This window comes from Serratia bockelmannii, assembly GCF_051803255.1.
Taxonomy (GTDB): Bacteria; Pseudomonadota; Gammaproteobacteria; order Enterobacterales; family Enterobacteriaceae; genus Serratia; species Serratia bockelmannii.
The window spans coordinates 3,325,984-3,351,511 of record NZ_CP196512.1; the positions used below are offsets into that span (position 1 = coordinate 3,325,984).

The window sequence follows — 25,528 nt, forward strand, 5'->3', positions numbered from 1 at the left end:
GGGGGCGGTTTGTTCTTAAATAGTCTCGTTCCGGCATCAATTACTGCCTGTTCCGGGCTGTCTCTGTATTGAACGCAGAGTACAGTCAGTAATCCACCACCACTCTAATCCGGCGGGACAGATTTCTTAAGCAACCCACAACGTTGTAACTGGGGCACCCGGGAGTAGCGAGAGGCCACAGCTTGCTACGCAGCGGTGACTATGGTTTTGGAGCATCGTCAGTTGTGCTTCTGGTACATATAAGAGACAGTCTTACTCGCTAGCGACTCGCGCCGCCTCCACTTAAGTAATAAGTCTAAAGTTTCGTAATTATCTTATTGCCAGATTGACCAAACCCATAACATGAGTAACATTTGTAAATGTTCATACAAACGCAGTGCCTATGCAACTGAGGGCGGTAGCGTGGGTCGAGGTCTCACTTGCTAAGTGGGAAGCCAATTGGCTATCACGTTCGAGCCTGTTCTTAGAGGCAAGAGATTGAAACGTGCTATCCGGTTAGTCCAGATCATAGCTGGACCAAATTCTGGATTAGGCCCAATAAACTATATCAACTAGAAAGATGTTTTTTATAGCATGAGGTTTTGTTTATGCACGTCATTTACGGAGAAACTATTAACGATGTAATAATGAAACTCCTAGAAAAAGTGCTTAATGAAGGAGTTCGTATTTCAACAAGGAATGGGGATGCTATAACTATTTATGATGTTAGTATGATCTTACGAAACCCTAGATCAAGGCATTTAAGTTTAGCGGGTCGAAAAAATAATATATTTTCCACATTTGCTGAAGCTATATGGGTTTTTGCTGGCGACAACAGAATTAAACCATATCTAAATTTTTTTTTACCAAGAGCACCTAAATACTCAGATGATGGTGTCATTTGGCGAGCAGCTTATGGGGAAAGACTATACGCTCACGGGCAACTTGAAAATGTCGTGCAACAATTCAAAAAAGAAGGAATATTTACAAGAAGAGCAGTCATTAGCTTATACATGCCTGACAGAGATACGAATGAAAGCCTCATAAAAGTATACAACATAGAACATAGTGTCGATATTCCTTGTAATAACTTAATTCATTTCTTTATCACTCCTGACAAAAATTTAAACATTAAAATAGTTCAAAGAAGCGGCGATCTAATATTTGGAGTGAGCAATATAAATCTTTTCGAGTTTAGTTTACTTCAAGAGATAGTACTTTCAATATTACAGAGGGAAGTTGATAGCGAGATTAAACTGGGATACTTACATCAGTCAGTAACAAATCTTCATATATATGATGATAGAGTAGGACAAGCCAATGAAATATACGAAAGAAAAGAAGAACAAATGACAGATTTGATAAACGATGATGAAATATCATTCCCTCCATCGTTACAAAATATAAAATCATTATTCTGTGATATAGTTTCGTTCCTTGAAAGAATAATAACAGAAAATGAACATAAAATAGACACAATAGATATGGAAACCGAAAATCTAAAAAAAATATTTATTAAACACTTTGTAGAAACTGAAAGGAATTTACTTTGGGGATATGCAGAAGCAGCTCTATCATATGTTTTCCAGGAAAGATTCAACCAACCAATAGTGTTAAAAACTAAGTTAAGCAATGATTTCAATCTAAGCGTAACTTCTAATTATTTTAATAATTCTAATAAGGACAGTCTATGAAAATTGCATTCATGGGCATATCGGGTAGTGGAAAAGACTTTCTTGCCAATTATCTGATATCCAACTATGGATTTATTAGATTATCATTTAGCGATCAACTCAAAAAATTGGCCAATTACATTTATCCTTGGATGGAAAAGGATTACCCCCCTGAAAATAAAATGTTACCACTCAATATAACCTTACCTACCGGCGACTTTATCAGCCATTCACCAAGAGATATATGGCTGAGCTTAGACAGCCTAAGGAAAATTGAAGAAAAAATATTTATTAGAATGCTATCAGAAGAGTTGAAAATTTTAGAAAAAAATGGAGGGATGAATAAAAATATAATAATTACTGACATAAGATCAAATGAAGAATTAGCATGGTGTAAGAACAATCAGTTCACTATAGTACATATAGAACGGGAAAATAACAATTATAAAAAATACGAAATCGACAAGTATGTCACTGAGAATAAAACAAAATCAGAATATCATTTTGACAACAATGTGAACGGAATTGATAGTTTTAAACATTTCTTCGAAAAGGTATTATTAAGTGAACAGTAAAAACGATCAACTTTTTTGTAATGTCAGAGAAATGAAAATTAAAACCGCTAAACCTATCTTGAATGAAGCTGTTATCAGGGAATGGTTTTATCATCAACGAGAGAGGACATCCATATATTACAAGAAAGAGATACTTAACCTTCCGCCATATTGGACAGACGACAAAATATTGAGAAACTATAAATTTGTAAATACTAAAAGAACATGGGACAAAGAAACCAAATGGTTATTGAAAAATATAACAAACAACAATAAATTAACTTATGAAAATAAAATACTCAATTCATTTTTGTTTAGAGTAATAAATAAAAGCGATACATTAAATGAACTTGATGCGCCCTTTGATTTCACAAAAATGACTATTCGCGACATCAATGAAAAGATCAGAGAAAAGACAATAAATATATCATTAAAAAAACCAGGCTACGTATTTTTTAGTGCAGCCTATATTTTAGGAGGTCCGAAGTTTAACTTCGGAAAATACTTAAAAAATATAGAAGGAATACCGGAAAATGATATGGTAATTAGAATGATAAAATTTGTTTATTATAACCAAGATAAAATCGTTAATGGTGTAAAATCATCAGGAAATCAGTTCGAAGTTTTTGAACATTTAAAATCATTCTCAGGGATTGGGGATTTTCTAGCATATCAAATTTTCATAGATCTGACATACATACCCAACTTTCCGTTTACAGAATTGAACTTTGTTATTTCAGGTCCTGGTTGTGAAAGAGGAATTAATTGGATTTTTTCTAATAGAGATGGAATGAATAGCGAAGAGTGTTTATTCTGGTTCACTATAAACCAAAATAACATCGCTGAAAAGTATAGTGAAAATTGGAACATGGATGAAATATTCCATTTCCTGCCTAAAGAAGAAAGAGTTTACACTTTAATGGACATGGAAAATAGTGGTGCATGCGAGATAGATAAAAGATGCCGAACTAAATTTAACAATAAAAGGCCTAAACAAAAATATCATTATCAAAGCAATAATATAGAATTATTTTATAATTAGCAAATTACAAAGGATTTAAAAATGGTTAAAGAAATTAAGAAAAATGTTTTTGTTAGCCATCATCATAAAGACGACGCGAGTGTTGATGGAGTTTCTCGTTTAGCTGCAGCAAAAGGTTATCATTTACGCAATAGTTCTATTAGAATGAAACCTGAAAACCAGCGACGAGTTGAGGAAAAAAAACTTAGTGACCGAACGATTGCACGTTTACTTAGAATGAAAATGAGGTGGGCTAGTCAAGTTATAGTTGTTATCGGGAAAGAGACACATACTAGACCTTGGGTAAACTGGGAAATTCAAGTAGCTCATCAACTTGGAAAACCAATCATAGGTGTATATGAAAATGGGTTAAAAGGCGATGTAAAACTACCAGAGAATCTCGAAAAGTATGCAACCTCTATAGTGGCCTGGAGAAGTGATGCCATTATCAACGCACTAGAAGGTAAAACTTCCTTTGAAAAACCTGATGGTACGGATCGTGATAAAGTTCAAGGTGGAAATGTCGTATGCTAATTGATCCCAACTCACACCTTTATGTTTATGCAATAACGAGAGACTTTGGTTTTGCACCTAATCCATTTCATGGAAGTTGTACCTTGGCAACATGCAAACCTGGAATTAGAAAGTCGGCTAAAGTGGGTGATTGGATACTCGGAGTTGGTGGAGCCAATTTAAAATCAGCTAAAAAAAAATGTATCCTATTAATGAAAGTTTCAGAAAAAATTAGTTTCAATGGTTATTGGGAGGATACCAGGTTCTCTCTCAAAAAGCCTGCTAGAAATGGTAGTCATGTACAAATTCTGGGCGATAATATCTACCATCAAAATGAAAACAATGAATGGATACAAGAAGATTCTCATCATAGCAATGCTGATGGTTCATTTAACATGACAAATCTTGAACGAGATACTAGCTCCAATAACGTGTTGATTTCAGATCATTTTTATTATTTCGGTAATAAAGCGATTGAAGTAGACTTAGACTCAATTGAATATCACAGAATTAGAAACTATAAAAAAATCCCTTTAAATTCGACTATACCAGCCATTGATCTTATAAAAAAAATAGAATTTGATTTTCGTAGTGATAAAAACTCAGTTATATCTGACCCATGTAATTTTTCTGATTTCTATAAACGTGTAGATCAGGGAACTGGAGAACTTTACTAATAAATACATATATTATTTTCTGCATATTGTTTAGAGCAGGTGTGAAATGATTCTGGTAGACTGTCGTAATTTTCCCTTATCTCTCGAACTTGCTAATTTGAAGGAATATCAGGTCTAGAATGAGCAAAACGTTACAATTTTTCCTCGTGTTTCCTAAAGTATCTATTGTCCAATGCGTAGTTATCCGTTTTGTTAAAGAGAAAAAGCGTCTTACCCAAGACTTCGATTGAACTAATTTTATAAATTGTTCTTGTTACTTCGAATACAACAAAATCAAATGTTTTTTCGAATGCGTAAGTTTTAAAAAAAATAAAATTTTAATTTTTAAAAATGGAGATTTTTATGAAACTTGAAAAACTAATCTTAAAGAACTTTCGTGGCTATCATGGAGAACATAGCATTGACATTAACTCACTAACTGCATTAGTTGGTCGTAATGATGTTGGTAAAACAACTATCTTAGACGCACTTGGTGTCTTCTTTGAACATAAACTATGTAAATATGATGCTACCGATAAATGTGTCGATAGCGTGGAAAATGAAGACGTGTCAATTGGATGTATCTTTTCAGGAGCTGATATACCTATAGTTTTGGATGCCACATCTATAACTAACCTTAAAGAAGAATATTTATTAAATAGTAATGGAAAGCTAGAAATATATAGAGTATTTGCAAAAGGTAAGGGATCTGGCAGCGTTCAAGCTAAATGTATGGCTCCCTCAGCAAAAGGCGCGAAATCTTTACTTGCTAAAAAAAATGATGAACTTAAAGTAATTGCCGAATCTATTGGTGTTGATGGAGCTGATAAAAGGTCCAATGTTAGTTTAAGACAAGAAATTTACAGGAAAATTGGAGATTTAAAGCTCAAAGAAATCTTCGTTAAATTAAATGCTGAGGAGGGCAAGGTTATTTGTGAAAAAATATATGACAAACTCCCTCACTTTGCATTATTCCGCGCAGACAGGCCTAGTACCGATGAAGAATCAGAAGTACAGGATCCTATGAAGTCAGCGGTTCAAACAGCATTGCAGAAGATTGACATTCAACTTGAATCCATTAAAGAAAGCGTAAAAGAACATGCAGTTGAAGTGGCTGAAAACACAATTAAACATTTACATGATATATCTCCTAATCTTGCTGCCGGGTTAGTCCCAAAGTTTAAAGTGGAACCTAAGTGGGAAAATATTTTCAAGCTAACATTGGAAGATGATAGAGGAATAGCTATCAATAAACGTGGTAGTGGTGTTAGACGTTTAGTCCTGATTAGTTTTTTTAAAGCGGAAGCAGAAAGATTGCAAAAAGAATTCCCAGATAAAGGAGTTATTTATGCAATTGAAGAACCTGAAACATCTCAACACCCATCTAATCAAAGACTTCTTATTGATGCATTTCAAGAATTAGCAAATGCTGATAAATGCCAAGTATTGATTACCACCCACGTCCCTGCACTTGTGGAAAAGATACCTACAGAATCTCTACGCCATATAACCCGAACACTCGATGATGGTTTAGAGGTTAAAAATGGTAATGATGATGTGCTAAAGAACATAGCGAATGATCTTGGCGTATACCCTGATAGTAGGGCATCTGTTCTTGTATGCGTTGAAGGCCCTAATGATATAAACTTTTTAAAGAATATCGGTAAAATTTATCTCGACCAAGGTGTTCCAAATGTTCCTGATATGATAAATGATCCGCGTATAGTTTTCATTCCAATGGGGGGACATACTCTTAAAGATTGGGTTAATAATAATTACTTAAAAATTCTAAATAAACCTGAGATTCACATCTATGATAGAGATGTTGCCATCCCTCCTCAGTATGAAAAAGAATGTAAGTCAGTAAATGCTAGAAATGATGGTTCCATAGCATTCATGACTGAAAAAAGGGAAATGGAAAATTATTTACATCCTGATGCTATTCAGGCGGTGTTTGGTGTAAAAATAACCATAGATGATACGACAGATGTATCAACAGAGGTATCTGCTTTAACACGTTATAATGAAAGTAAAGCGAAGAAGAAGATAAATAAATTTGCTACAGCAAAAATGAGTTATCAAATGCTCACTGCAAGTGATGCAAAAGGCGAGACATTAACTTGGTTTAATGCTATATATGCGAAATTATAACATTTTGGAGCCGCAAGCACGGCTCTTTCTTCATATTATATATGATTGCTCTGTATATCGTCATCGTCTCACAACGTTTTCCTTGCACTTCGGCTCTGCTGCTACTTATACAAATTAAAAGGCTACTATGTGTACGGGCTTTTGCACAGACCGACATATCAGATTAGGTTTAGCTCAGTACCGCAAGAGTGCCAAAGCAAGTCTAAGCTAATACATATAATGATAATGGAATTTAAGTATTTTTTCAGCAACGTTTTACTAATCGGAAAAGTCCTCTCAAAATCATGGCGATAGCTTGGTCCACATGCGGAGTCTGTGCTAGCACAGTATTTTCTTCCTCAGTGAGTCCGTTATTAAGATCCTGGAAAGAGAAACCAGAAAATTCTTCCCGACCTCTCCAGTTGCGTTTCTGCATTCCGTCAGATGCCACAATATTCAGAGACTCGGTGATATCTTTTGCACATCCACCAAAGCCCCCCATAATGAAAAGGGGTTGTTTAGCGCGAAGTGATAATATAGCCTCTTCTGCTATACCAGGCATTGCCCCCTTATACTTATCTACCTGCCCGCCAAGAATAATACGGGCATGTGTGTCTTGTAACATAGCATGTCGCATTGCTGTCAAACCTTTTTCCCAATCTTCATCAGAAGGAATAGTTGCTATGTAATGGGCTCGTTCTGCCATTGGCAACGACTCGCCATCCCGATTGAATAAAACAAGCCTTGCCATTCCTTTCAGGTCCGCACTGAGCCTTTCCAAGTCACTGGAATCTTTTTGCATATGCACCGGCCATGCCAGATAGTTCAATATACTGGAACGTTCATCCCCCTCATCCGCATCTCTTCTATGGCGTGCTACTAACTCAAATAACAGTTCAGTAAAACCGTTAGCACGTAAATCTCCTCCATAAACAATCCGGGCTCCCAAGGCTAATAAATGACGCGCAATTTCTGTCATCGCGTCATATAAATGCTGTTGACTTAACCCCAATACAGGCATATCTGAGCTATCTGATGTAGATATTGCAATAACATGCTGACTAAGCATTTCACGATAAGTCATGATGTTCCCTCTGCCAGCCATTCGGTAAAACTTCTAAGCCTGATACCGGGTTTAACTTCTTCAAATAAGCGCTCCTCTTCCGAACTTAAGGGTGGGTCGGGATATACAATTGTAGGCTGCCCGATACCGTGGAACTTTAAGCCAGCAAGTGAGATTAACTCCGGCGCACGCGGAACAAACTGCACTGCACTTTGTTCGGTATTAACCAATTGTATACGACAGCGCCACAGAAAATCTTTCAGAACCTCATCAAGCAGTCGTGCAATAATGATATTAATTCGTTCAGCCTGCTGTGGATCCATTCTCACTATGGGGACATTTCCCATATAAGGAAATCCCCTTTCATCCAATTCGCTAATACAGTTGGCAACAACTAAAGGTACACTATTACGTTTAGCTTCTATAATCTCTCGGCGACACCATTCACGCGAAGAATAAGAGTCGGTATGTATAGCAACAACTGCGCTTTGCGCCAGCTGTTTCAATAGCACCTGATGAAACCGAAGCCCGGCAGGGATATCATGGACATCAAAGAATGAACTTAACCCATGTCCACTATGTAATTGCTCACGTATCAAATGAGCAATCCGCTCTCCATCTTTATCATGTTTAGAATGGCTAAGGAATATCTGAACTTTCTTGAGATAATTAAGCAACTCATCTTCATCTTTTTCTGGTTGTTTCAGATGTTCCAGGTAATGGCGCAGCATCCTGCAAAATTCGTATGTAAGCTCACTAATCAATCGTATATGAAGGTTTGCAGTATCGTTGCTCCCATCCTGTATCCATTGGTCCCAGCGTAATGCCTGCTCTTCCAGTCCCAGATTCAATCCTTCTCCATCAATAGCAATGGGGAAAAGATGTGTACCTAGTCCAGCTATTTCCGACTGCGTGGATAGCTCCCGAAGGTAAGTCCCCCATTCAGGATCATTTGCCATACATGATTCTGCAAGTATGAGGACTGCGGTGGTCTCTGATTCTGAAAAATTGATCGGCAGCGGCTTCCCCGTTTTAGGTAGAGGCTCAGAACGAAAAATAACACTTAAACCGGTTCCTCCAGCAACATTCTGATAGAGTTCCCGACGAAAGTGTCCACGCAATATTTCGGCCAGTCCAGCACCACCGGCGAAATCCGGGTGCCAAATGATATAAACAACCAGAAATGGTTTTGCCAAATTCGTCTCAAGCATATTATGCATTCCTTAAGCGGCGTTCACGAGTGTTTCTTATCAGAGTATTACTACGACAATTGGCTTGTTCGATATATTCCCTACACGATGAAATGCTAGCTGTAAAATCAGCCCAACTTACCCACAGCGCATATCCAGAATCAATATTATCACTGAGTCGAGCGGGCACAGTCACTTGTCCATAAGAATTTGATAACAATGTTGGCAACTGGACACCAATAAGTCCATGTTGTTTATCAAGCGTCGATTTAATTTCCCAGTCAATATATTTTCTTCCCCATGATTCATTACCGACCAAGACAATGGAACATGAAGTCCCTGCGATATAATACTCACGAATACGTCGCATGACATAGTCAATATCGTCACTGTCAACTCGACGATCAAGAGAATTATCCGTTACAGCCTCATATTCATCATGAAATTTTCTTGAGAATTCATCATAGTAATATTGGTCACCATCATGGTGGTAGCTTAAAAAAACTTTTCTTTTAATTATTTTGGTATTATACATATCTGTTACCTTAATTTTATCTTGGCGTAAAAATCATCTCATCACCATAGTAAATTAGTTCTTATAGCAGGAACATCAGCGGGATTTTTCTTTGCTGCAGGTTCCATAATATTTCTTTTATCAAATGCCTGGTTAATATAAAATTCACTATTCCCTATAAAATCTGAATACTTAACCAGGGAGCAATAAACATCCATATCATCATAGTGGGGGACGAGTTTTGAAAAACTATGATTTTTTTTAATTAACCAAGGGAGATAATGTTCATAACCCCAATCAATGGTTCTAATTCCAATCCCGCAATTGCAAGAGGTATCACTACACACACCCGAGCTAAACACGCTCGAATATATTTCATCTCGAATTACCCCGATTAATCCACCAGGATTCTCCCCCCATAAAGATGCTTGAATTTCTGAGTTAACAAAAGGTCTGCTGGCAGTTTCTGTACCTATGAGTACTACTGTTACGGTAGAGTCACCAAGATAGTCCTCCCGAATTTTCCGCATAATGTAATCTTCACTGACATTAGTGCTGATATCCCCGTCACTGACGGACTTGTCAATAAATGACGCACCAGCAAATGCTTCAATGATTCCGTTCTTCAAATCCTGTTCGTTTGCATGATGATAACTCAGAAAAGTTTTATGCATTACTCATCCCACTTAGCAATATCGATGTTAAATACAACACTAACTTCCTCACAGAAGAATTTATTAATGCATTCAAAATCAGCCATCAACTGGCTGAAATGATAATAATGAGTCTGGATTACTCCAATCGGTGTTAAATGATAAATCAAAGAAACATTTTCACCGTTAGAATCTTTATCCCTCGTCAATACAATATCGTTTGTTGAGATGTACTTATGCCAACGCCTGTAATTATTCTGATGTTTGGTAAGCAGTTGATTCAGTTTTTTTAGCATTTTATTAGATATACCATACAACTCCATATCTCTTTTCCGCTTAACATCCAGCACTCTTATTTCAACACGAATAAAATTATAGATATCATATAAAGAGTTAAAAACCTCTTCAAATGAATCAAAATGTGGATCAATTTTGAACACACTTCTTTTAGTATCAAGTAAATTGCGAACAGATCTTTTATATAGCAAGTCAGAACTATCAAATAAAACATTTAACCCACCGAAAGTTAATTTTTCTAACTTTAATGAGTATTTTTTCTCTAAAATACCGAAAAACAAAAATATAGTAATCAATGATAATATTAGAATTGAAAGGAGCGCTTTTACAAAATCAAAATTTGATATGATATTTTTGATAAACCACCATTGTGAGGCCGGTAAAAAAGAGAAGTACCCCATCAAAATAATTACCATCAAAATAATTCCGAATAGTAACAATCCCCTAACCATAAGCGAATCCTTATGAAACAATTTCAATCAAGTTGCATTTTTATCAACAGACATTGAAAATTTTATTCATAATTATCAATGAATTATAACCCAATAACGCAACTATTTGTTTATGCTCAGTGACCACTATACCCTGATTCGGATTTCTCCGAAATCCTTAAGGATACTAGTTTCACTTCTCTCAGCCAGACTAAAAATTTAGATATATCTGGTGAACTGCATTGGGGTTTTCTCTAGACAAAGCAGTGGATATCTTCATCAACCAGCTGTCTGTTGCGATCGTAGCAGATCACTAAAACATAATGCTCAGGCAGAGTACCGATTGTATCCTTATCCACCCCAATGGGCATTGCTTCTTCTTACAAGCGCATACATTTCTTAGAGGGGGTCATAATGGTGGTCTTGACAGAAAGAGTATTCAGGTTTAGCTTATTTATTAGCCAGTTACTGGCAAAGGCGATCCCAGTCAGAGGAGCCATATTTAGAGAAGCCCGCTCAGGGAAACCCGAGCGGGCTTTTTGCTATTCGGCACGGCGCGAGTCAGATATTTTCGGCGTTGCCGCCGTGCAAGTGGTGCCGAGTGCAGAACCCCAGGGCAAAGCAGAGAATAAAGACCAAAAAATACAGCACATCCGCCATAACCAGCACCGCATGTACGCCTAAGTGCGCCACAAATGGCCCGGTGACCACAAAGGTCAACATGGTGCCGACTGTTCCACTGGTCAGAATGAAATTCACCAGCTTGGGTGAGGAAACCCTCGTTTCGCACTGGGATATCACTCCCCGGGAGAATACCGACGCCTGCGGGCATTGTTAACTCAAGATACAAAAGCTGTCTGGAGATAGCGGGTCAAGATCACCTTCTGTATTAATGCCCAGAGCGAGGAATACGGCTTTGTTAATCACGCTGCCAGCCTGACGAACCCTCGCCACGATACAGTCAAGATAAACAATGGGATACAGTACATCAAGAGGCCTACTTTACCACTTTGTCACCTGTTCTTTAACTGCATCGGTGACTTTAGATATCAGCGTGGGAGACACGTCCGTATCGTACATTTCCTTGAACGTGGCGACGATTTCGCGGGAGGTCGTGCCTTTGGCGTAGAGGGACCAAATCTGGATGTCCATCTGCGTAATACGCGTCTGGTAACTGAGGTTCAAAGGTATTTTCACGGTCACGCGGGGTGCTCAGCTCGCTCTCGCCATCATCACTCAGCAGCGTTTTAACGAGTAGCCATTGCGGGTCTTTGAGCTTTTTGGGCGCGTTTTTCTCGTGTCCGAGGTGCTCGCTCACTTCTGCATTGAGCGCCGTTTCGACGGTAAGCTTTGTCAGCATCCGGAAAAACTGGTTTAGGTCGACTTCGGTTTTAAGGCCTTTGGCCAGTTCAGCAGCCAGCACTTTGAGTTTATTTTCATCCATAATTTGCCTGTCTCCGTTGTGGGAATGAACATATCAAAAACAGGCAGATACACAATTTAAATTACAGTCTCTATTCGCACGGTTTTGGCCGAGAAATTCTACGGCGACTGAGTGGTATTATATTTCATCTTCTTGCTCCACGCCTATACCCTTAGGTTTTACAGAGTAAATTTATCGCATAGCACATCCCCCCCTTTAATACTATATCCTTTGAGCATTCAAATATAGCCAATAAACGGATGAACTCGCTTTTGTCTGACGGGGTGAAAATAGCTTAAATATGAATTACCCGGTGTAGCCTCCATCGTTAAAGATGTACATAACCCTTTAACTGTCTCAAGCGTAATTTGCCATAGAAATATTGATCTCGCATTAGATATCCGAGTAATTTCCATTGATGCAACGACAAAGGGATCTTTCGATTTTTTTTGGTATGTAGACACCCAGCGATTAAGCCTTGTGTTTTTCAACTCGTCACTCAAAAGATCGTAGTCGAACGTAACATAGTATTCAGTTGGATAAGCATCCGAAAGCCCATCATACATAAACATCTGAACAATATTATATGCATAGCCATTGATCCGACTCGTTGCGTGTTTTCTCCATATTGGCATTTGCCTGCTAAGACCCCAGTCTTTTTCAATAAAACCAGCCAAATAAATAATCTTATTAGCAGACTGGAAATCAAGAATACCTTTATTGTTGGTCGTGATCCACGACTCAAGGCCATAAGGTCGTGGATAGGGGCAGCCGTTTTCCTGTAAAAATTCGTGACCTGATTCAGGGTGTAAAAGAGGTGGAATTGGTGATTGCCACATTGAGCGCCAGAGCAGCGTAGAAAAATTCAGAGGTGTCAGCTCAGCACGAGCAATGACTCTGCCAGCAACAGCACGGAGATGTTGTGCACTATATACTGCTAGAAGTTGATAACGTGGGTCAGATGTTAGCATAGCATAAATATCCATCACTACAGTCGTATAGTTACGATAATAGTACATGCTCTAAAATTACAATACCATAGTATATATTGTGTAACGTAACGACAGGTACCGATTCATGAACGCTCTGGCCTGTTTTCCGTTATCTTTGCAAAAACGGATGGCCTGTTGCCCAGGCTGGCAAAAGTTGCGATATATGGCAATACGTAGATATAATCATACAACATCAATGTGCTATGACATGGAGTGTTCACTTTGAAAAAATCAATGTTGTTCTGTTTGCCGATTATTTATTCATGCAATGTATATGCAAATGAAAACCTCTGCTCTGAAAAAACATCAGCCAACAACGCCTTTAACAATGCCATCTTGGCTCAAGAGTGGTCAGCTAAGAAAACGCCTAAAAAAATCAGCATGCGTATAACCAGCAAGGATGACTATATCTCGGCTGATTCCCAGGTAGAATTTGATGACTGCGGTACCCTGCTGCATTCACGCGCTAAAAAAACCGTCAGGTCACAAATTAACAAGAGTATTTTAGTGATCCAGTTCAGCAGCACGCTTGATAAAAACCATAACAACTGGGATTACAGCTCAACATTTAACATGTCTATGATTGAGAATGGCAATGCCCGCCATGAGCTGATGGCGCAAGAAATCAGCGGCACCGTGCTCACCGGTGACGGTGGCCGAATCGTCCGATCGGAAGAGGCATCCGACCTGCTCATCAAGCAAAAGCACCAGTCAAGCAAGGCGGTAACAACATTTTTAGCCGATGACGCCGGGAGGCTGTCCGAGGCAAAACGCGTTAGTACGCTGGGCAATGACAGTGGCAACACCGCCTATAGTTATGACGCTAAAAACCGTTTAACAAGAACACTATCAGGTACAACCACCGGAGATTTTACTTATGATAACGACGATAGAGAGTTAACCAGCAAAGAAGTGATGAAGTCCTTCACCACAGAAACGACCACGACCACCTGTAAAAGCTGGGATAAGTTTGGAAGATGCATTAATGCTCAGCAAAACATTTCAATTTTAATTAAAGACGTGAAGAAAAACCGGGATAACGTCTACAACCACGTTGCAGAAATAAAATATGACTATGTTTACTAGATTGTTATCGGGGGAATAATTTCCCCCGATAACATGCGGCATAGTTCAAGACGCAGAAACTATCCCGGCGGCGGCAAACCGTTCCCTCAAAAGCTGCGTTTCGCCACCAGATAGGCGCCCGCCACCAGCAGCAGGGCGCCCAACAGCGCCGGCAGATTCTCGCGCAGCGCCGCCGGGCCGGCGCGGTAGACGTCCACCAGCAGCCCCATGCACAGCTGGCTGGCGACCAAGATCGAGATGGTGGCCGCCGCGCCCAGTTTTTGGTAGCCCAGGATGCCGGCGAACACGAACAGCGATCCCAGCAGCCCCGGTAACAGCATCCACCACCTGGCGGCGCCGGTCACTTCCGCCACCGCGCCGAGGCCGTTTTTGGCCAGCAGCAACCCCACCAGCAGCAGCAAACCGACGCTGGAGTTGATCACCAGCGTGATAAGGATGGTCGAGACGCTTTCGGTAATGCGCACCATCAGCAGATTCTGCACCACCAGCCCCATTCCCGCCGCGATCAGCAGCAATAGCATATTCATCGCCCTGCCTCCCGGGATCAGCGCGCCGGCGGCTCCGCCCGCTCGTCGAGCGTCAGCTGCAGGAAAGTCAGATCCAGCCATTGGCCAAATTTGGCACCCACCTGCTCCATGCGCCCCACCTCGCGGAACCCGAGCGCCAGGTGCAGCTGAATGGAGGCCTGATTGCCGGATTCGATGCCGGCCACCATCACGTGCTTGCCGATCTCCCGCGCCCGTGCGATCAGGGCGATCAACAGCGCTTTGCCAATCCCTTCACCGCGATGCGCCTGATGGACATACACCGAGTGTTCTACGGTATGGCGATAGCCGTCCCAGGCGCGCCAGTCACCGAACGACGCGTAGCCGATCGCCTCGTCCGCGCCGTTCACCGCCACCAGCACCGGGTAGCCCGCCGCCTGCCGTTCGCCGATCCACGCCGCGCGATTGGCCGCATCCACCGTTTGTTCATTCCAGATGGCGGTGCTGTTCAACACCGCGTCGTTATAGATGGCGGCAATCGCCGCGCTATCGTTAAGCGTCGCATTTCGTATAATCATGGTTTACCCCGGCCAATTGTCCATTATAATACTACGATATGAATATTAAATTAGACAATCTAAATCAGCTGATCGGCGCACGCATTCGCATTGAACGCGAGGCGCGCCACTGGTCGCTGTCCGATCTGGCCGAGCAGGCGGGCGTTTCACGGGCGATGGTTCATAAGATCGAGCGCGGCGAGAGCAGCCCGACGGCGATGCTGCTGGCCAGGCTGGCGGGGGCGTTCGGCCTCAGCATGTCCAAGCTCATCGCCCGGGCGGAAACGCAGGAAGGCCGGCTGCTACGCCGAGAAGATCAACCGGTCTGGGTCGATCCGGAGAGCGGCTACGTGCGGCGCCACGTTTCGCCGCGCACCGATCTGCCGCTCGATCTGGTACGTATCGAACTGCCGGCCGGCGCGACGATCCCGATGCCGGCTTCGGTGTATGCCTTCAAGCGCCAGCTGATCTGGGTCTTATCCGGTGAGTTGGTCTTTGTGGAAGGTGACGCGCGCCATGACATGGCCGAGGGAGACTGCCTGGAGCTCGGCCCGCCGGCGGACTGCCGCTTTGAAAACCAGAGCGACCAACCGTGCGTGTATATGGTGGCGGTGCTGAGCGCCGCCTGACACCCCGCCCGCGCTAGCCCTGCGTCGGCCGGTTATAGCCGGCGCGGAAAAACTTCGCCGCCAGCCGGCTGTCGCCGCCGGAAAAGAACTCGCTCATCGGCTCACTGCCGAGGCCATAGGCGCGGCTCAGCTGCCCGGCCTCGAACGCCGCCCGGTTTTCGTCGCCGCAGCGCTGCGCCAAATGGTGCGCATAACCGAGCACAAAGCCGCGCTTGTAGTCGGAGCAAAAGCGCGACAGCTCCGTCTCCGGCTTCAGGCTCTCTGCCTTTAGCCCCGCCAACAGCCCTTTGCCAAAATGATCCCCCACGGTTTCCTCCTCATCACGCCATCGCTATATAACAAAATATACAGCGAATAAGCGAACGAGAACATACTCCCTAAGTTTTACTCGTCGCATAAAAAAGGCCCGCCAAGCGGGCCTGAGGGAAAGCGGACAATCACAGCGTGAAATTCAGCCCTTCGCTGACGGTCTTGCCCAGCGGCAGGCGGCCCGACGGCGCCTCTTTTTCCTGCAGGAAATCCGGCAGGCGGGCTTTGTCGCCCGGTTTGCCGATCGCCACCATGGCGTGCACCGCATAGTCGTCCGGCAGCTGCAACGCCGCTTTGATCTTGTCGTGGTGAATGCCGCTCATGCAGTGGGTCAGCCAGCCTTTCAGGTGCGCCTGATGCGCCAGGTTGGCCCAGGCGGCGCCGGTGTCGAACGCGTGGGTCGGGTTGTCCACCAGCCGCTCGCCGTTCAGGCTGGTGGTTTTGGAGACGATCACCACCAGCGCCGAGGCGTGCTGCGCCCAGCCGCGGTTGAAGTCGATCAGGAACTCCAGGTAGTTCTCCCAGCTGTCGGAGCCGTGCTTGCTGTAGGCAAAGCGCCACGGCTGAATGTTGTAGGCCGAAGGCGACCAGCGCGCCGCTTCAAAGAAGCTCAGCAGCGTTTGATCGTCGATGGCGTCGTTGGTCATCGCGCGCGGCGACCAGCGCTCGATAAATTGCGCGTCAATCGGGTAATCGGAGGTTCTTGGCTGGCTCATGATAGGTTCTCGCAGTGAAGTAAAAACAAAAGTTCGCTGATATTCCCACAGCTTAGGACGGTAAAACTTTTATTTCGTGCCATTGCCTTGCGGCAGTTCCTGCTGCAGCCAGGCGAGAAACGCCCTGACCGGCGGGTGCCGCTCGCGTCCCGGCGCGCACAACACGCTGTACGCGGCACCCGGAACGCGCACCTCCGGCCGGTACGCCACCAGCAGACCGTTGTCCACCATCTCGGACACCATCACCGAGCTGGCGAGCACCAACCCCTGCCCGGCCACCGCCGCCTGCAGGGCGTAATGTTCCTCGTGATAGCTGCGCATCGCCGCATGGCGCTGCCACCAGTCCACGCCGGCGGCCCGGCACCAGTCATGCCAACCGCTGTCGTACAGCGCAGAATCCCCCCACTTCACGGTGATCAGCACCGGATTTTCCGGTTCGGCGGCAGCCAGCCCCGGCGCGGCGTAAACGCCAAAGCTCTCCTCCAGCCGCGCCGTCTGATGCAGCGAGGGATAGTGTGCGCGACTGTAACGCACCGCCACATCCACGCTGGCGTCCTGCTGCAGATCGATCACCTCGGCGCAGGCCTCCAGGCGCACCAGATAGTGCGGGTACGCCTGGTAGAAACGCCCCAGGCGCGGCACCAACCACAGCGCCGCGAACGAGTGCGTCACCGAGACGCACAGCGAGCCGCTGCTGGGCTGCGGCCGCAGGCCTTCGAGCGTGGCGGCGATGTCCAGCAGCGCGCCGTGCACCCCGGCGAACAGCGTTTCTCCCTTCGCCGTCAGCCGCACGCCGCGCGGCACTCGCTCGAACAGCGCAAACCCCAACTGCTGCTCCAGCGCTTTGATCTGGTGCGAGATCGCCGTCGGCGTCACCGCCAGCTCGGCCGCCGCCAGCTTGAAGCTGCGCAGGCGAGCGGCGGATTCAAAGGTGCGTAATGCGTTGACGGGCAGCGTGGCGAACATGGCGAAATCCCTCTAGGTGAGTTGAATTCATCCTGGCAGAAAAGCCGTCATTTGTCGCCTGCCGTCACTTGTTTCTAAAGTAGGGTTGAATTCACTTCATACCGAGGAACATGACATGAATACAACTCATCAATCCAAACGTCTGGTTGTGCTGGTCGGCAGCCCGCGCCGTGACGGCAACAGCGCCACGCTGGCGCAGGCGATCCTGGTGGGCGCCGCCGAAGCCGGCACCGTCGCCAGCCTGCATTTTCTCGATGATTACCTGAGCGGTTTTCTGAGCGATGAACGCCATACGCCGCCGTCGGCCGATCGCTACGCCGAGCTGTTCCTGGAGCACTTCCTGCCGGCCGACGGCGCGGTATTTTGCACGCCGATTTACTGGTACGGCATGTCGGCGCAAACCAAGGCCTTTTTCGATCGCTCGTTCAGCTTCTATTCCAACGCCTGCCCTCAGGCGGAACAGGTGCACCAACGCATGAGCGGCAAACGCATCGGGCTGGCGGTGGCGTCGGAAGAAACTTATCCTGGCGCGGCGCTGGGCATCGTGCATCAGATCCAGGAGTTCAGCCGTTACACCCATTCCGCCTTCGTCGGGCTGGTGCACGGCGCCGGCAACCAGCGCGGTGAGATCGCCCGCGATCCGCGCAACCCGCTGCAGGCCGCCCGCGAGTTGGGGCGCGAGTTCTTCACCCGCCCCTACTCGGATTATCAGATGGACAGCCCGCGCAGCACGCAGGTTTGGACGGAATAGCCTCGGCCTCAACCGCCACTGCCGATTTGCCAGATAAAGGTCGGCGTATGGCGGTTAATTTCCCAGTCACCGATATTGCGCGCCTTGTAGATCACCGGATTATGTGAAGAGAGCGTGCGCGCATTGCGCCAGTGGCGATCCAACGCCTTGCCGGTACGGGTATCTGAAGCGCCGAGCGCATTGAACAATTCACCGGCGGCGCGCTGCACCCACTCCCCGGCGATGACCTGCGCCCTGGCGGCGTCCAGCTCCGCCGTCACGTTAAGCGCCTGCAGCAGCGCTTCATCGCCGGATCGATGCGCCTCGTAAGCCTGCTGCAGCGAGGAAGTCGCTTTTAGCACCGTCGCCTCAACCGCATAGGCCCAGGCGCTGATTTGCCCCACCACCTGCTGGATCTGCACGTCGTCCTTCACCCAACCGGCGTTGCCGTGGCTATAGATCCTTTTACGTTGCCTCACGCCCTCGCCGACGTCTCGCAGCACCGCGCGGCCGATCCCCGCCAGCGTCGCCAGCAACACATGCTGATAGAACGCAGTTTGGTAACGGAAGCGCTCGGCAAAGGCGTAGACGTGCGCCTGCTCGACCTGCGCATCAATAAAACGCGTGGTGCCGCTGCCGGTAGTGCGTTGGCCAAATCCGTCCCAGTCGTCGTCGCGCTCTACGCCCGGCTGGGTGACGTTCACCAAAGCGATCACCGGGCCGCCGTTGTCGCTACGCTCGGCATACACGTCGATCCAATCGGCAAACAGACTGCCGGTGCTGTAAAATTTCTCGCCGTTGAGCGACCAGCCGTCGGCCTGTGGCGTTACCCGGGTATTGACCTGCCCCAGCTTCACGCCGCCGATCTCGGTCCAACCGCTGCCGACCAGCTCGCCGTCGAGAAAGCGTTCGAACCAGCGATCGCGCTCCGGGCCGTCCGGCGCGTTCAGCCGATCTTCCACGAAGGCGAAATGCGCCCGCAGCGCCTGCGGCAGGTTAGAGTCCGCCTCCGCCAGTTCGGCCAGCAGTTCGAACAGCTGCGGCAACGAAGCGCCGTCGCCGCCCTTTTCACGCGGGAGGCGCACCCTGCCGAACCCCGCCTCTTTCAGCCAACGGATCGGTTCATGCGGCAGCGTGCGCGACAGCTCTCGCTCCACCGCCCCGGCGGCGATTTCGGCGAAGATCGGCCGAAAACGCGCGGCCAGCTGTGCGTAGTCTGCTCCGGTGGATAACAGGTGTTGCGTCATGTCAGTGTCCTCTGTGGTTAAGCGCGATCGGCCAGATCGTCGATATCGTGCGCCGTCGGTTCAAAGCGAATGATCAGCAGGAAGACGATGGGGATCGCCGCCGCCAGTGAAACAATCCAAAACATGTCGGTGCCGAAGCGCGCCTGCAAAATCGGCAGAATAAACAGCGCCAGCGCGCTGCCGATACCGGACAGCGAACGGCCGAAACCGACGCCGGTGGCGCGGATCGCCGTCGGGTAAGAGAGCGCCGGATAAATCATCATCTGCGCGCCTGGGCCGAATCCTTCGGCGAACAGCCATAGGCCCAACATCAGGATCGCCAGCCCAACGCCGAACGCCGCCTGCGGATGTCCGATCAACGCCAGGGCAATCAGCGCGATAAACTGCAGCGCAAATCCGGCGATCGCCACCTGGCGCGACGGATACTTCCATGCCAGACGCATGCCGAGCAGGCCACCGGTAAAGGCGAACAGCACGTTCAGCCCGAGCGAAGCGGAGATAGTTTCAAACACCCCGGCGCCGAGAAACTGCGCCAGAATCGACGGCAGAAAGAAGGCGATGGCGGTGTATTCAAAGGAAATGCAAACGTTCATCACGCTGGCGACCAGCGTGCGCTCGCGGTACGGCTTGCGGAACAGCACGCGGAAGCTGACCTTCGGCGGCGGCGCCGGTTGGGCGGCGTCAGGTTCCGCCTCATGGGCGGCAATGCCGTATGACTCGCGCAGGATGCGCGCCGCCTCTTTCAGATCGCCCTGGTTAGCGGCCCACAGCGGCGACTCGTTCATAAACTTGCTGCGCACCATGATGATGAGCAACGCCGGCACGGCGCCGAAAATTAACGAGGCGCGCCACAACCAGTTCGCATATTCGGCCGGCAACAGAAAATAGAGCGCAAAGATGATCAGAAAACACACCGACGAAGCGGCGTACCACATCGGGCACCAGGCCGCCAGGCGCGACGCCTTGTTGGCCTTGCCGGTGAATTTGGAGAATTCGGCCAGATAGGCCATCGCCACCGGCAAATCAATGCCGACGCCGATCCCCATCAAAAAGCGCGCGCCGATCAGCACCCAGACGTTGGGCGCCAGCCCGGCGGCGATGGCGGAAACCACAAAAAACAGCATATCGGCCATAAACACCTGATAGCGGCCGTACTTATCGGTCAACCAGCCGCCGACCAGGTTGCCGAGAATGGTCCCGACCATGATCGAAGAAGTTACCACCCCGGTCAGCAGCGGGCTGAGGCTGAATTCACGCACCACGTCATCGATGCCGTAAGACAGCGTGGTCAGGTCATAGGCATCGAGAAAAACACCGCCCAGCGCCAACAGCACGATCATGCGCGCATGGGTATTTTTCTCGCTGCGCTGGTTAATCAAACGCGCCACATCGCTGGCCGAGCCGATGGGCGCAGATAACGGCGGCGCGGTATCGATATTTAAGGTACTCATAGCTTCCTCGTTGTAATTGGCAGGTGACACCTCGTTTATAGGGTGAAAAAATTACGCCGACAAACAACAATTTCTTCTATAAATATCATTAATATCAATAAATTAAACACAGTTACAGCGTAACAAAAACGCCGGATTAACGCGCGTTAATCCGGTCTTTATCACGGTCATTTCGGGCGGGGATTATTCTGCCGAGACCGGCACCAGCACGCCTTTCACCAGCGGGTCGTCGGTGCTTTTCAGCCACGCCTGCAACCTGGGATCGGCAAACGCCCGCTGCAGCTTGCGAATATTTTCGTCCTGCAGATAGGGCGTGCCAATCACCAGCTGCGAGGCGAAGGTTTTCGGCGCCGGTGGGAACAAGATGCCCTTCTCACGCGGCACTTTGCCGGCGTCGAACTGCGACACATAGCCAATGGCCGCATCTACCGAATTCAGCGCGCGCGGCATGGTCAGCAAATCCAGCTCCTTGAAGTTAAAATGGCGTTTGTTCTCGCGAATGTCTTTCAGCCTGGCGGTGCGCGCCTCGATCGCCGGATCCAGCCCGATCAGTCCAATGCGCTGCAGCAGCCACAACGCCTGCCCCTGATTGGCGCCGTCGTTGGGCACCACGATCTCCGCGCCGTCCGGCAACTCCGCGATCGACCTATAGCGGTCGGAATAAATGCCAAACGCCCACTGAAACACCGGCAGCGTCGGGGTCAGCTTAAAACCATTGGCATCTACCACCTGCTTTAGCCACCATTGGTGCTGGTAGATCGTGGCGGCGTACTGCCCCTGCGCCACCGCACGATCGGCCTGCACCGGATCCTGCAGGCCAACCGCCTCCAGCCTGAGGCCGTAATCCGGCGCGATATGGTCGCCGACGTACTCGATCACCCGCTGCTCTCCGGCCATCGCCGGCTCAAAGTGCACTTTCAGCGTGCTGCCGAACTGCACCGTCTGCTGCTGGCCGGCGCTGAAGTGCCAAACCGCGGCGGCGACAATCGCCACCGCCGCGATACCCACCGGCCACGGCCAGCGTTTCTTCTTCACTATCTCAAAATCGTGATTAGGCATGATTAAAAGGTTTCCTGATGATGACGCAACGCGGCGACCAGGCGGTCACCAATAAACTGAATCAGTTGAATCGTGGCGATCAGCACCACAATGGTGGCGATCATGATGTGATTGTCGAAACGCTGGTAACCGTACACCACCGCCAGATAGCCGATGCCGCCCGCGCCAATGGTGCCGGCGATGGCCGAATACTCGATCATCGAGATGACGTTCAGCGTGATGGCGGCGACGATCGCCGGCAGCGCCTCGCTGAGCTGCGCGCGGGTGACTATCTGCCAGATCGAACCGCCGGACACCAGCCCCACCGCCGTCACCTCCGGCGGCAGTTCGCGCAGCGCGTTCTCCACCAGCCGGCCGAAGAACGGAATGCCGGCGACGATCATCGGGATCACCGCCGCCGGAATGCCGATGGTGGTGCCGGTCAACCAGAAGGTGAACGGAATAATCGCCGCCATCAGCACCAGAAACGGCAGCGAACGGCCCATGTTCACCAACCAGCTCAGCGCGCGATTCAGCGCCGGGCGCGGAAACAAGCCGCGCGATGAGGTGTTGAACAACACCACGCCGACGGCGCCGCCGATCGCCACCACAAACAGCATCACGATGCCGACCATCAGCCAGGTTTCGCCGTAGGCCGGCAGCATCAACCGATGGATCTCGCGCCAGGGTGTGTCCTGGCTCATCACGCTGTCAGACAGATTTTTCATACCGCCTCCTGCAAGACCGCCGGCTGTTCCAGCACCTCGGCGAGAATGCCCAACCGCCGCAGCTCGCCCTGCAGTTCAGCCACCGAATGCGAACCGCCGCCAAAACGCACCGCAATCTCCAACCGCCCGGCCAGGCTGCCGCCCACCACTTCAACGTGGCCGCCCAGCAGATCGATCTGCAGGTCGAGTTGGCGGCTGATGCGGCTGATCCAGTCGGTGGCCGCCGGCTGACGGGCGGAATAGGTCACCTGCAGCCGCAACGCGGCGTCAGACGCCAGCGTCTTCAGCGGGAACAGCTGGCGGCCCAGCGAGGAATCGGGCGCCGCCAACAGCTCGCGCACCGGCCCTTGCTGCACAATCACGCCGTCGCGGATCTCGGCCACCGCGTCGGCGGCGTCGCGCACCGCATCCATCTCGTGGGTGATCAGGATGATCGACAGGCCATACCGATCGCGCAGCTGTTTAAGCAGGCTGAGAATGGCCCCGGTGGCGTCCGGATCCAGCCCGGAGGTGGCCTCATCCGCCAGCAGCACCGACGGATTCAGCGCCAGCGCGCGGGCGATGCCGACCCTTTGGCGCTGGCCGCCGGACAGCTGAGCCGGGTAAAACGCCGCCTTGTCCGCCAACCCTACCGCTGCCAGCAGGCTCTTTACCCGCTTGTCGATATCGCGCGGCACCACGCCCAGATAGGTCAACGGCAGCGCCACATTCTGCCAGGCGGTTTTACGCTGCAGCAGCGCGGAAGACTGGAACACCGTGCCTATCGCCCGCCGCTCCCTGCGCAGCGCCTCGCCCGCAAGCCGCGACAAGTCCTGGCCGTTCACCCGGATACTGCCGCTGCTCGGCCGCTCCAGCAGGCTGATGCATTTCGCCAGCGTCGATTTGCCCGCCCCGCTGGGGCCGACCACGGCGGTAATCGATCCGGCCGGCACCTGCAGCGAAACGCCCTTCAGCACCTCAATCCGTCGCCCGTCCGGCGCGCGGTAAGCCTTGTGCAATCCTTCAATCTCTATCATCGCATCCTCACTTGACGCTCAGTGCATCGGCCAAGAGCGCGCCGGCCGGCCAGCGGTAGCCCACCGCCGGGTGCGGCTCTGCCAGGCGCGGCCCCTGATTGAACAATTTTTCTCGCAGAGTGCCCGCTGTGTAGTCGCGCTTATACACTCCGCGTTTTTGCAGCTCGGGGATAAGCAGTTCCACCACGTCGGTGAAGGTTTCATGGGTAACGGCGTAGGCCAAATTGAAACCGTCAACATCCGTTTCCTCCACCCACGCCTGCAGTTCGTCGGCCACGGTTTGCGGGCCGCCCACCAACAGCGGGCCGAAACCGCCGATGCCGACCCATTCGGCGATGCCCTGTACGGTCCATTCACGGCTGGGATCGGCGCTGGAGAAAGTTTCCACCGCCGACTGAATGGCATTGGTGTGCAGATGCTTCAGCACCTGATCCGGCTGATACTGACCGAAATCGATGCCGGTCCAGCCGGACACCAGCGCCAGCGCGCCTTCGTAGCTGGTATAGGATTTGTATTCCCGCCATTTTTCCTGCGCCTGCCGGTCAGTTTCACCGACGATCACCGTCTGCAGGTTGAAGATCAGGATGCTGCGCGGGTCGCGCCCGGCCTCGGCGGCGCGGCGGCGGATATCGGCCACGGTTTTTTTCAGCAAGGTTTTCGAAGGAGAGGCGACAAACACGCATTCGGCGTGCTCCGCGGCAAATTGCTTGCCACGGCTGGAAGCGCCGGCCTGATACAACACTGGCGTGCGCTGCGGCGAAGGCTCGCTCAGGTGAATGCCCGGCACCTGGAAGAACTCGCCTTTGTGGTTGATCGGATGAATTTTCGCCGGATCGCTGAAGATGCGCCGCTGACGATCGCGCAAAATCGCGCCGTCTTCCCAACTGCCCTCCAGCAGCTTGTAAACCACCTGTAGGTATTCATCGGCGTAGTCGTAGCGCGCATCGTGATCGGTCTGCGCCCGGTGGCCAATATTGCGCGCGCCGCTCTCCAGGTAAGAAGTGACGATATTCCAACCGATACGCCCCTTGGTCAGGTGATCAAGCGTCGACAATCTGCGGGCGAAAGGATAAGGGTGCTCAAATGACAGCGAGGCGGTCAACCCGAAGCCGAGATGTTCGGTAACCAGCGCCATCGGCGTCACCAGCGCCAGCGGATCGTTAACCGGCACCTGCGTCGCCTGGCGGATCGCCGCGTCGCCGCTGCCGTTAAGCACGTCGTAAATCCCCAGCACGTCGGCGATAAACAATCCATCGAACTTGCCGCGTTCCAGCAGGCGCGCCAGATCGGTCCAATATTCGAGATCCTTATACTGCCAGGAACGGTCGCGCGGGTGCGCCCACAGCCCCGGCGACTGATGGCCGACGCAGTTCATATCAAAAGCGTTAAGACGAATTTCACGTTGCGATGACATAGCGAGCTCCACAATTATCTGCCGGCCACGGGCGGAGCCGGGCCGGATGGGGGGTCTTAGGGTGTTA

At 49.0% G+C, this 25,528-nt stretch carries 26 protein-coding genes and 2 pseudogenes; 9 read left to right on the top strand and 19 right to left on the bottom strand.

What is annotated here, in order from left to right; genetic code table 11:
• The first annotated feature begins 626 nt into the window (after positions 1-626).
• The 6 genes from ACSJLU_RS15870 (at position 627) to ACSJLU_RS15895 (ending at position 6,547) form a co-directional block, all read left to right on the top strand.
• Positions 627-1,673, top strand: a complete 1,047-nt coding sequence (locus ACSJLU_RS15870) for a thymidylate synthase (protein WP_198338019.1) — start codon at positions 627-629, stop codon at positions 1,671-1,673.
• A complete protein-coding gene (locus ACSJLU_RS15875; protein WP_439041009.1) occupies positions 1,670-2,227 on the top strand; it encodes an adenylate kinase in 558 nt (185 codons plus the stop codon). Before ACSJLU_RS15870 ends, ACSJLU_RS15875 begins: the two co-directional genes overlap by 4 nt.
• A complete protein-coding gene (locus ACSJLU_RS15880) occupies positions 2,217-3,248 on the top strand; it encodes a nucleotide kinase domain-containing protein (RefSeq protein ID WP_063945090.1) in 1,032 nt (343 codons plus the stop codon). The genes ACSJLU_RS15875 and ACSJLU_RS15880 overlap by 11 nt, the downstream gene beginning before the upstream one ends.
• A 21-nt stretch (positions 3,249-3,269) precedes the next feature.
• Positions 3,270-3,761 carry a TIR domain-containing protein gene (locus ACSJLU_RS15885; protein ID WP_002911710.1) on the top strand — a complete coding sequence of 164 codons (492 nt, stop codon included), beginning with the start codon at positions 3,270-3,272 and terminating at the stop codon, positions 3,759-3,761.
• Complete coding sequence (locus ACSJLU_RS15890; RefSeq protein WP_023143489.1) at positions 3,755-4,417, top strand: hypothetical protein; 663 nt, start codon at positions 3,755-3,757, stop codon at positions 4,415-4,417. Before ACSJLU_RS15885 ends, ACSJLU_RS15890 begins: the two co-directional genes overlap by 7 nt.
• A 342-nt stretch (positions 4,418-4,759) precedes the next feature.
• The gene (locus tag ACSJLU_RS15895) at positions 4,760-6,547 is read left to right on the top strand and encodes an ATP-binding protein (RefSeq protein WP_098363227.1); all 1,788 of its coding nucleotides are present in this window, start codon (positions 4,760-4,762) and stop codon (positions 6,545-6,547) included.
• 244 nt (positions 6,548-6,791) lie between these two features.
• On the opposite strand, the gene ACSJLU_RS15900 is transcribed toward ACSJLU_RS15895, so the two are convergent.
• The 8 genes and pseudogenes from ACSJLU_RS15900 to ACSJLU_RS15935 form a co-directional block, all read right to left on the bottom strand.
• The gene (locus ACSJLU_RS15900) at positions 6,792-7,610 is read right to left on the bottom strand and encodes a hypothetical protein (RefSeq protein ID WP_103972535.1); all 819 of its coding nucleotides are present in this window, start codon (positions 7,608-7,610) and stop codon (positions 6,792-6,794) included.
• Positions 7,607-8,800 carry a toll/interleukin-1 receptor domain-containing protein gene (locus tag ACSJLU_RS15905; protein WP_088402940.1) on the bottom strand — a complete coding sequence of 398 codons (1,194 nt, stop codon included), beginning with the start codon at positions 8,798-8,800 and terminating at the stop codon, positions 7,607-7,609. The genes ACSJLU_RS15900 and ACSJLU_RS15905 overlap by 4 nt, the downstream gene beginning before the upstream one ends.
• Position 8,801: 1 nt before the next feature.
• The gene (locus ACSJLU_RS15910; protein WP_074182786.1) at positions 8,802-9,314 is read right to left on the bottom strand and encodes a TIR domain-containing protein; all 513 of its coding nucleotides are present in this window, start codon (positions 9,312-9,314) and stop codon (positions 8,802-8,804) included.
• A 41-nt stretch (positions 9,315-9,355) separates the two neighbouring features.
• On the bottom strand, positions 9,356-9,967 hold the full coding sequence (locus ACSJLU_RS15915) for a TIR domain-containing protein (RefSeq protein ID WP_198338021.1): 612 nt from the start codon (positions 9,965-9,967) through the stop codon (positions 9,356-9,358).
• Complete coding sequence (locus ACSJLU_RS15920; RefSeq protein ID WP_439041010.1) at positions 9,967-10,659, bottom strand: hypothetical protein; 693 nt, start codon at positions 10,657-10,659, stop codon at positions 9,967-9,969. The genes ACSJLU_RS15915 and ACSJLU_RS15920 overlap by 1 nt, the downstream gene beginning before the upstream one ends.
• A 576-nt stretch (positions 10,660-11,235) precedes the next feature.
• A pseudogene (locus tag ACSJLU_RS15925) lies at positions 11,236-11,457 on the bottom strand (MFS transporter TsgA); the annotation flags it as partial.
• 51 nt (positions 11,458-11,508) lie between these two features.
• Positions 11,509-12,118: pseudogene (locus ACSJLU_RS15930) on the bottom strand (transposase).
• Positions 12,119-12,336: 218 nt separating this feature from the next.
• The gene (locus ACSJLU_RS15935; protein ID WP_342096431.1) at positions 12,337-13,068 is read right to left on the bottom strand and encodes a hypothetical protein; all 732 of its coding nucleotides are present in this window, start codon (positions 13,066-13,068) and stop codon (positions 12,337-12,339) included.
• Between the two features lie 243 nt (positions 13,069-13,311).
• On the opposite strand from ACSJLU_RS15935, the gene ACSJLU_RS15940 reads away from it, so the two are divergent.
• The gene (locus tag ACSJLU_RS15940; RefSeq protein WP_230201396.1) at positions 13,312-14,175 is read left to right on the top strand and encodes a hypothetical protein; all 864 of its coding nucleotides are present in this window, start codon (positions 13,312-13,314) and stop codon (positions 14,173-14,175) included.
• A gap of 86 nt (positions 14,176-14,261) precedes the next feature.
• On the opposite strand, the gene ACSJLU_RS15945 is transcribed toward ACSJLU_RS15940, so the two are convergent.
• Together ACSJLU_RS15945 and ACSJLU_RS15950 are read right to left on the bottom strand one after the other, a co-directional pair.
• Positions 14,262-14,702, bottom strand: coding sequence for a DMT family transporter (locus ACSJLU_RS15945; RefSeq protein WP_025303411.1), 441 nt, complete (start codon positions 14,700-14,702; stop codon positions 14,262-14,264).
• A gap of 17 nt (positions 14,703-14,719) precedes the next feature.
• Complete coding sequence (locus tag ACSJLU_RS15950; protein ID WP_060433500.1) at positions 14,720-15,238, bottom strand: GNAT family N-acetyltransferase; 519 nt, start codon at positions 15,236-15,238, stop codon at positions 14,720-14,722.
• A 38-nt stretch (positions 15,239-15,276) separates the two neighbouring features.
• Here ACSJLU_RS15950 and ACSJLU_RS15955 point away from each other — a divergent pair, with 38 nt between their 5' ends.
• A complete protein-coding gene (locus ACSJLU_RS15955) occupies positions 15,277-15,846 on the top strand; it encodes a helix-turn-helix domain-containing protein (RefSeq protein ID WP_102984420.1) in 570 nt (189 codons plus the stop codon).
• Positions 15,847-15,859: 13 nt separating this feature from the next.
• On the opposite strand, the gene ACSJLU_RS15960 is transcribed toward ACSJLU_RS15955, so the two are convergent.
• The 3 genes from ACSJLU_RS15960 to ACSJLU_RS15970 all read right to left on the bottom strand — a co-directional run bounded on the left by ACSJLU_RS15960 (position 15,860) and on the right by ACSJLU_RS15970 (position 17,837).
• Positions 15,860-16,153: a DUF2623 family protein gene (locus ACSJLU_RS15960; protein WP_147823978.1), complete on the bottom strand. Its 294-nt coding sequence runs from the start codon at positions 16,151-16,153 to the stop codon at positions 15,860-15,862.
• Between the two features lie 130 nt (positions 16,154-16,283).
• The gene (locus tag ACSJLU_RS15965) at positions 16,284-16,871 is read right to left on the bottom strand and encodes a nitroreductase family protein (RefSeq protein ID WP_043143183.1); all 588 of its coding nucleotides are present in this window, start codon (positions 16,869-16,871) and stop codon (positions 16,284-16,286) included.
• Between the two features lie 69 nt (positions 16,872-16,940).
• Positions 16,941-17,837: a LysR substrate-binding domain-containing protein gene (locus ACSJLU_RS15970; RefSeq protein ID WP_043143182.1), complete on the bottom strand. Its 897-nt coding sequence runs from the start codon at positions 17,835-17,837 to the stop codon at positions 16,941-16,943.
• A 115-nt stretch (positions 17,838-17,952) separates the two neighbouring features.
• Here ACSJLU_RS15970 and ACSJLU_RS15975 point away from each other — a divergent pair, with 115 nt between their 5' ends.
• Positions 17,953-18,588 (top strand): flavodoxin family protein, encoded by a 636-nt coding sequence (locus tag ACSJLU_RS15975; protein ID WP_342096432.1) that lies wholly within the window; start codon positions 17,953-17,955, stop codon positions 18,586-18,588.
• A gap of 8 nt (positions 18,589-18,596) precedes the next feature.
• Here the strand turns inward: ACSJLU_RS15975 and ACSJLU_RS15980 are convergent, their stop codons facing one another.
• The 6 genes from ACSJLU_RS15980 to ACSJLU_RS16005 all read right to left on the bottom strand — a co-directional run bounded on the left by ACSJLU_RS15980 (position 18,597) and on the right by ACSJLU_RS16005 (position 25,461).
• Entirely contained in the window at positions 18,597-19,814 is a 1,218-nt protein-coding gene (locus ACSJLU_RS15980) for an acyl-CoA dehydrogenase family protein (protein ID WP_380824699.1), read from the bottom strand.
• Between the two features lie 17 nt (positions 19,815-19,831).
• Positions 19,832-21,265: an MFS transporter gene (locus ACSJLU_RS15985; protein ID WP_334671238.1), complete on the bottom strand. Its 1,434-nt coding sequence runs from the start codon at positions 21,263-21,265 to the stop codon at positions 19,832-19,834.
• 183 nt (positions 21,266-21,448) lie between these two features.
• Positions 21,449-22,324, bottom strand: coding sequence for a MetQ/NlpA family ABC transporter substrate-binding protein (locus tag ACSJLU_RS15990; protein ID WP_049295938.1), 876 nt, complete (start codon positions 22,322-22,324; stop codon positions 21,449-21,451).
• A 2-nt stretch (positions 22,325-22,326) separates the two neighbouring features.
• A complete protein-coding gene (locus tag ACSJLU_RS15995) occupies positions 22,327-23,031 on the bottom strand; it encodes a methionine ABC transporter permease (protein ID WP_016927110.1) in 705 nt (234 codons plus the stop codon).
• Positions 23,028-24,047 (bottom strand): methionine ABC transporter ATP-binding protein, encoded by a 1,020-nt coding sequence (locus ACSJLU_RS16000; RefSeq protein ID WP_060447879.1) that lies wholly within the window; start codon positions 24,045-24,047, stop codon positions 23,028-23,030. The genes ACSJLU_RS15995 and ACSJLU_RS16000 overlap by 4 nt, the downstream gene beginning before the upstream one ends.
• Before the next feature lie 7 nt (positions 24,048-24,054).
• Positions 24,055-25,461, bottom strand: coding sequence for an LLM class flavin-dependent oxidoreductase (locus tag ACSJLU_RS16005; RefSeq protein WP_025303423.1), 1,407 nt, complete (start codon positions 25,459-25,461; stop codon positions 24,055-24,057).
• Between the last annotated feature and the right edge of the window lie 67 nt (positions 25,462-25,528).

Coding starts and splice junctions, on each gene's coding strand:
- ACSJLU_RS15870 (WP_198338019.1), top strand. CDS start 627: ATGAAACTCCTAGAAAAAGTGCTTAATGAAGGAGTTCGTATTTCAACA.
- ACSJLU_RS15875 (WP_439041009.1), top strand. CDS start 1,670: ATGAAAATTGCATTCATGGGCATATCGGGTAGTGGAAAAGACTTTCTT.
- ACSJLU_RS15885 (WP_002911710.1), top strand. CDS start 3,270: ATGGTTAAAGAAATTAAGAAAAATGTTTTTGTTAGCCATCATCATAAA.
- ACSJLU_RS15890 (WP_023143489.1), top strand. CDS start 3,755: ATGCTAATTGATCCCAACTCACACCTTTATGTTTATGCAATAACGAGA.
- ACSJLU_RS15895 (WP_098363227.1), top strand. CDS start 4,760: ATGAAACTTGAAAAACTAATCTTAAAGAACTTTCGTGGCTATCATGGA.
- ACSJLU_RS15900 (WP_103972535.1), bottom strand. CDS start 7,610: ATGACTTATCGTGAAATGCTTAGTCAGCATGTTATTGCAATATCTACA.
- ACSJLU_RS15905 (WP_088402940.1), bottom strand. CDS start 8,800: ATGCTTGAGACGAATTTGGCAAAACCATTTCTGGTTGTTTATATCATT.
- ACSJLU_RS15910 (WP_074182786.1), bottom strand. CDS start 9,314: ATGTATAATACCAAAATAATTAAAAGAAAAGTTTTTTTAAGCTACCAC.
- ACSJLU_RS15915 (WP_198338021.1), bottom strand. CDS start 9,967: ATGCATAAAACTTTTCTGAGTTATCATCATGCAAACGAACAGGATTTG.
- ACSJLU_RS15920 (WP_439041010.1), bottom strand. CDS start 10,659: ATGGTAATTATTTTGATGGGGTACTTCTCTTTTTTACCGGCCTCACAA.
- ACSJLU_RS15935 (WP_342096431.1), bottom strand. CDS start 13,068: ATGCTAACATCTGACCCACGTTATCAACTTCTAGCAGTATATAGTGCA.
- ACSJLU_RS15945 (WP_025303411.1), bottom strand. CDS start 14,702: ATGAATATGCTATTGCTGCTGATCGCGGCGGGAATGGGGCTGGTGGTG.
- ACSJLU_RS15950 (WP_060433500.1), bottom strand. CDS start 15,238: ATGATTATACGAAATGCGACGCTTAACGATAGCGCGGCGATTGCCGCC.
- ACSJLU_RS15955 (WP_102984420.1), top strand. CDS start 15,277: ATGAATATTAAATTAGACAATCTAAATCAGCTGATCGGCGCACGCATT.
- ACSJLU_RS15965 (WP_043143183.1), bottom strand. CDS start 16,871: ATGAGCCAGCCAAGAACCTCCGATTACCCGATTGACGCGCAATTTATC.
- ACSJLU_RS15970 (WP_043143182.1), bottom strand. CDS start 17,837: ATGTTCGCCACGCTGCCCGTCAACGCATTACGCACCTTTGAATCCGCC.
- ACSJLU_RS15975 (WP_342096432.1), top strand. CDS start 17,953: ATGAATACAACTCATCAATCCAAACGTCTGGTTGTGCTGGTCGGCAGC.
- ACSJLU_RS15980 (WP_380824699.1), bottom strand. CDS start 19,814: ATGACGCAACACCTGTTATCCACCGGAGCAGACTACGCACAGCTGGCC.
- ACSJLU_RS15985 (WP_334671238.1), bottom strand. CDS start 21,265: ATGAGTACCTTAAATATCGATACCGCGCCGCCGTTATCTGCGCCCATC.
- ACSJLU_RS15990 (WP_049295938.1), bottom strand. CDS start 22,324: ATGCCTAATCACGATTTTGAGATAGTGAAGAAGAAACGCTGGCCGTGG.
- ACSJLU_RS15995 (WP_016927110.1), bottom strand. CDS start 23,031: ATGAAAAATCTGTCTGACAGCGTGATGAGCCAGGACACACCCTGGCGC.
- ACSJLU_RS16000 (WP_060447879.1), bottom strand. CDS start 24,047: ATGATAGAGATTGAAGGATTGCACAAGGCTTACCGCGCGCCGGACGGG.
- ACSJLU_RS16005 (WP_025303423.1), bottom strand. CDS start 25,461: ATGTCATCGCAACGTGAAATTCGTCTTAACGCTTTTGATATGAACTGC.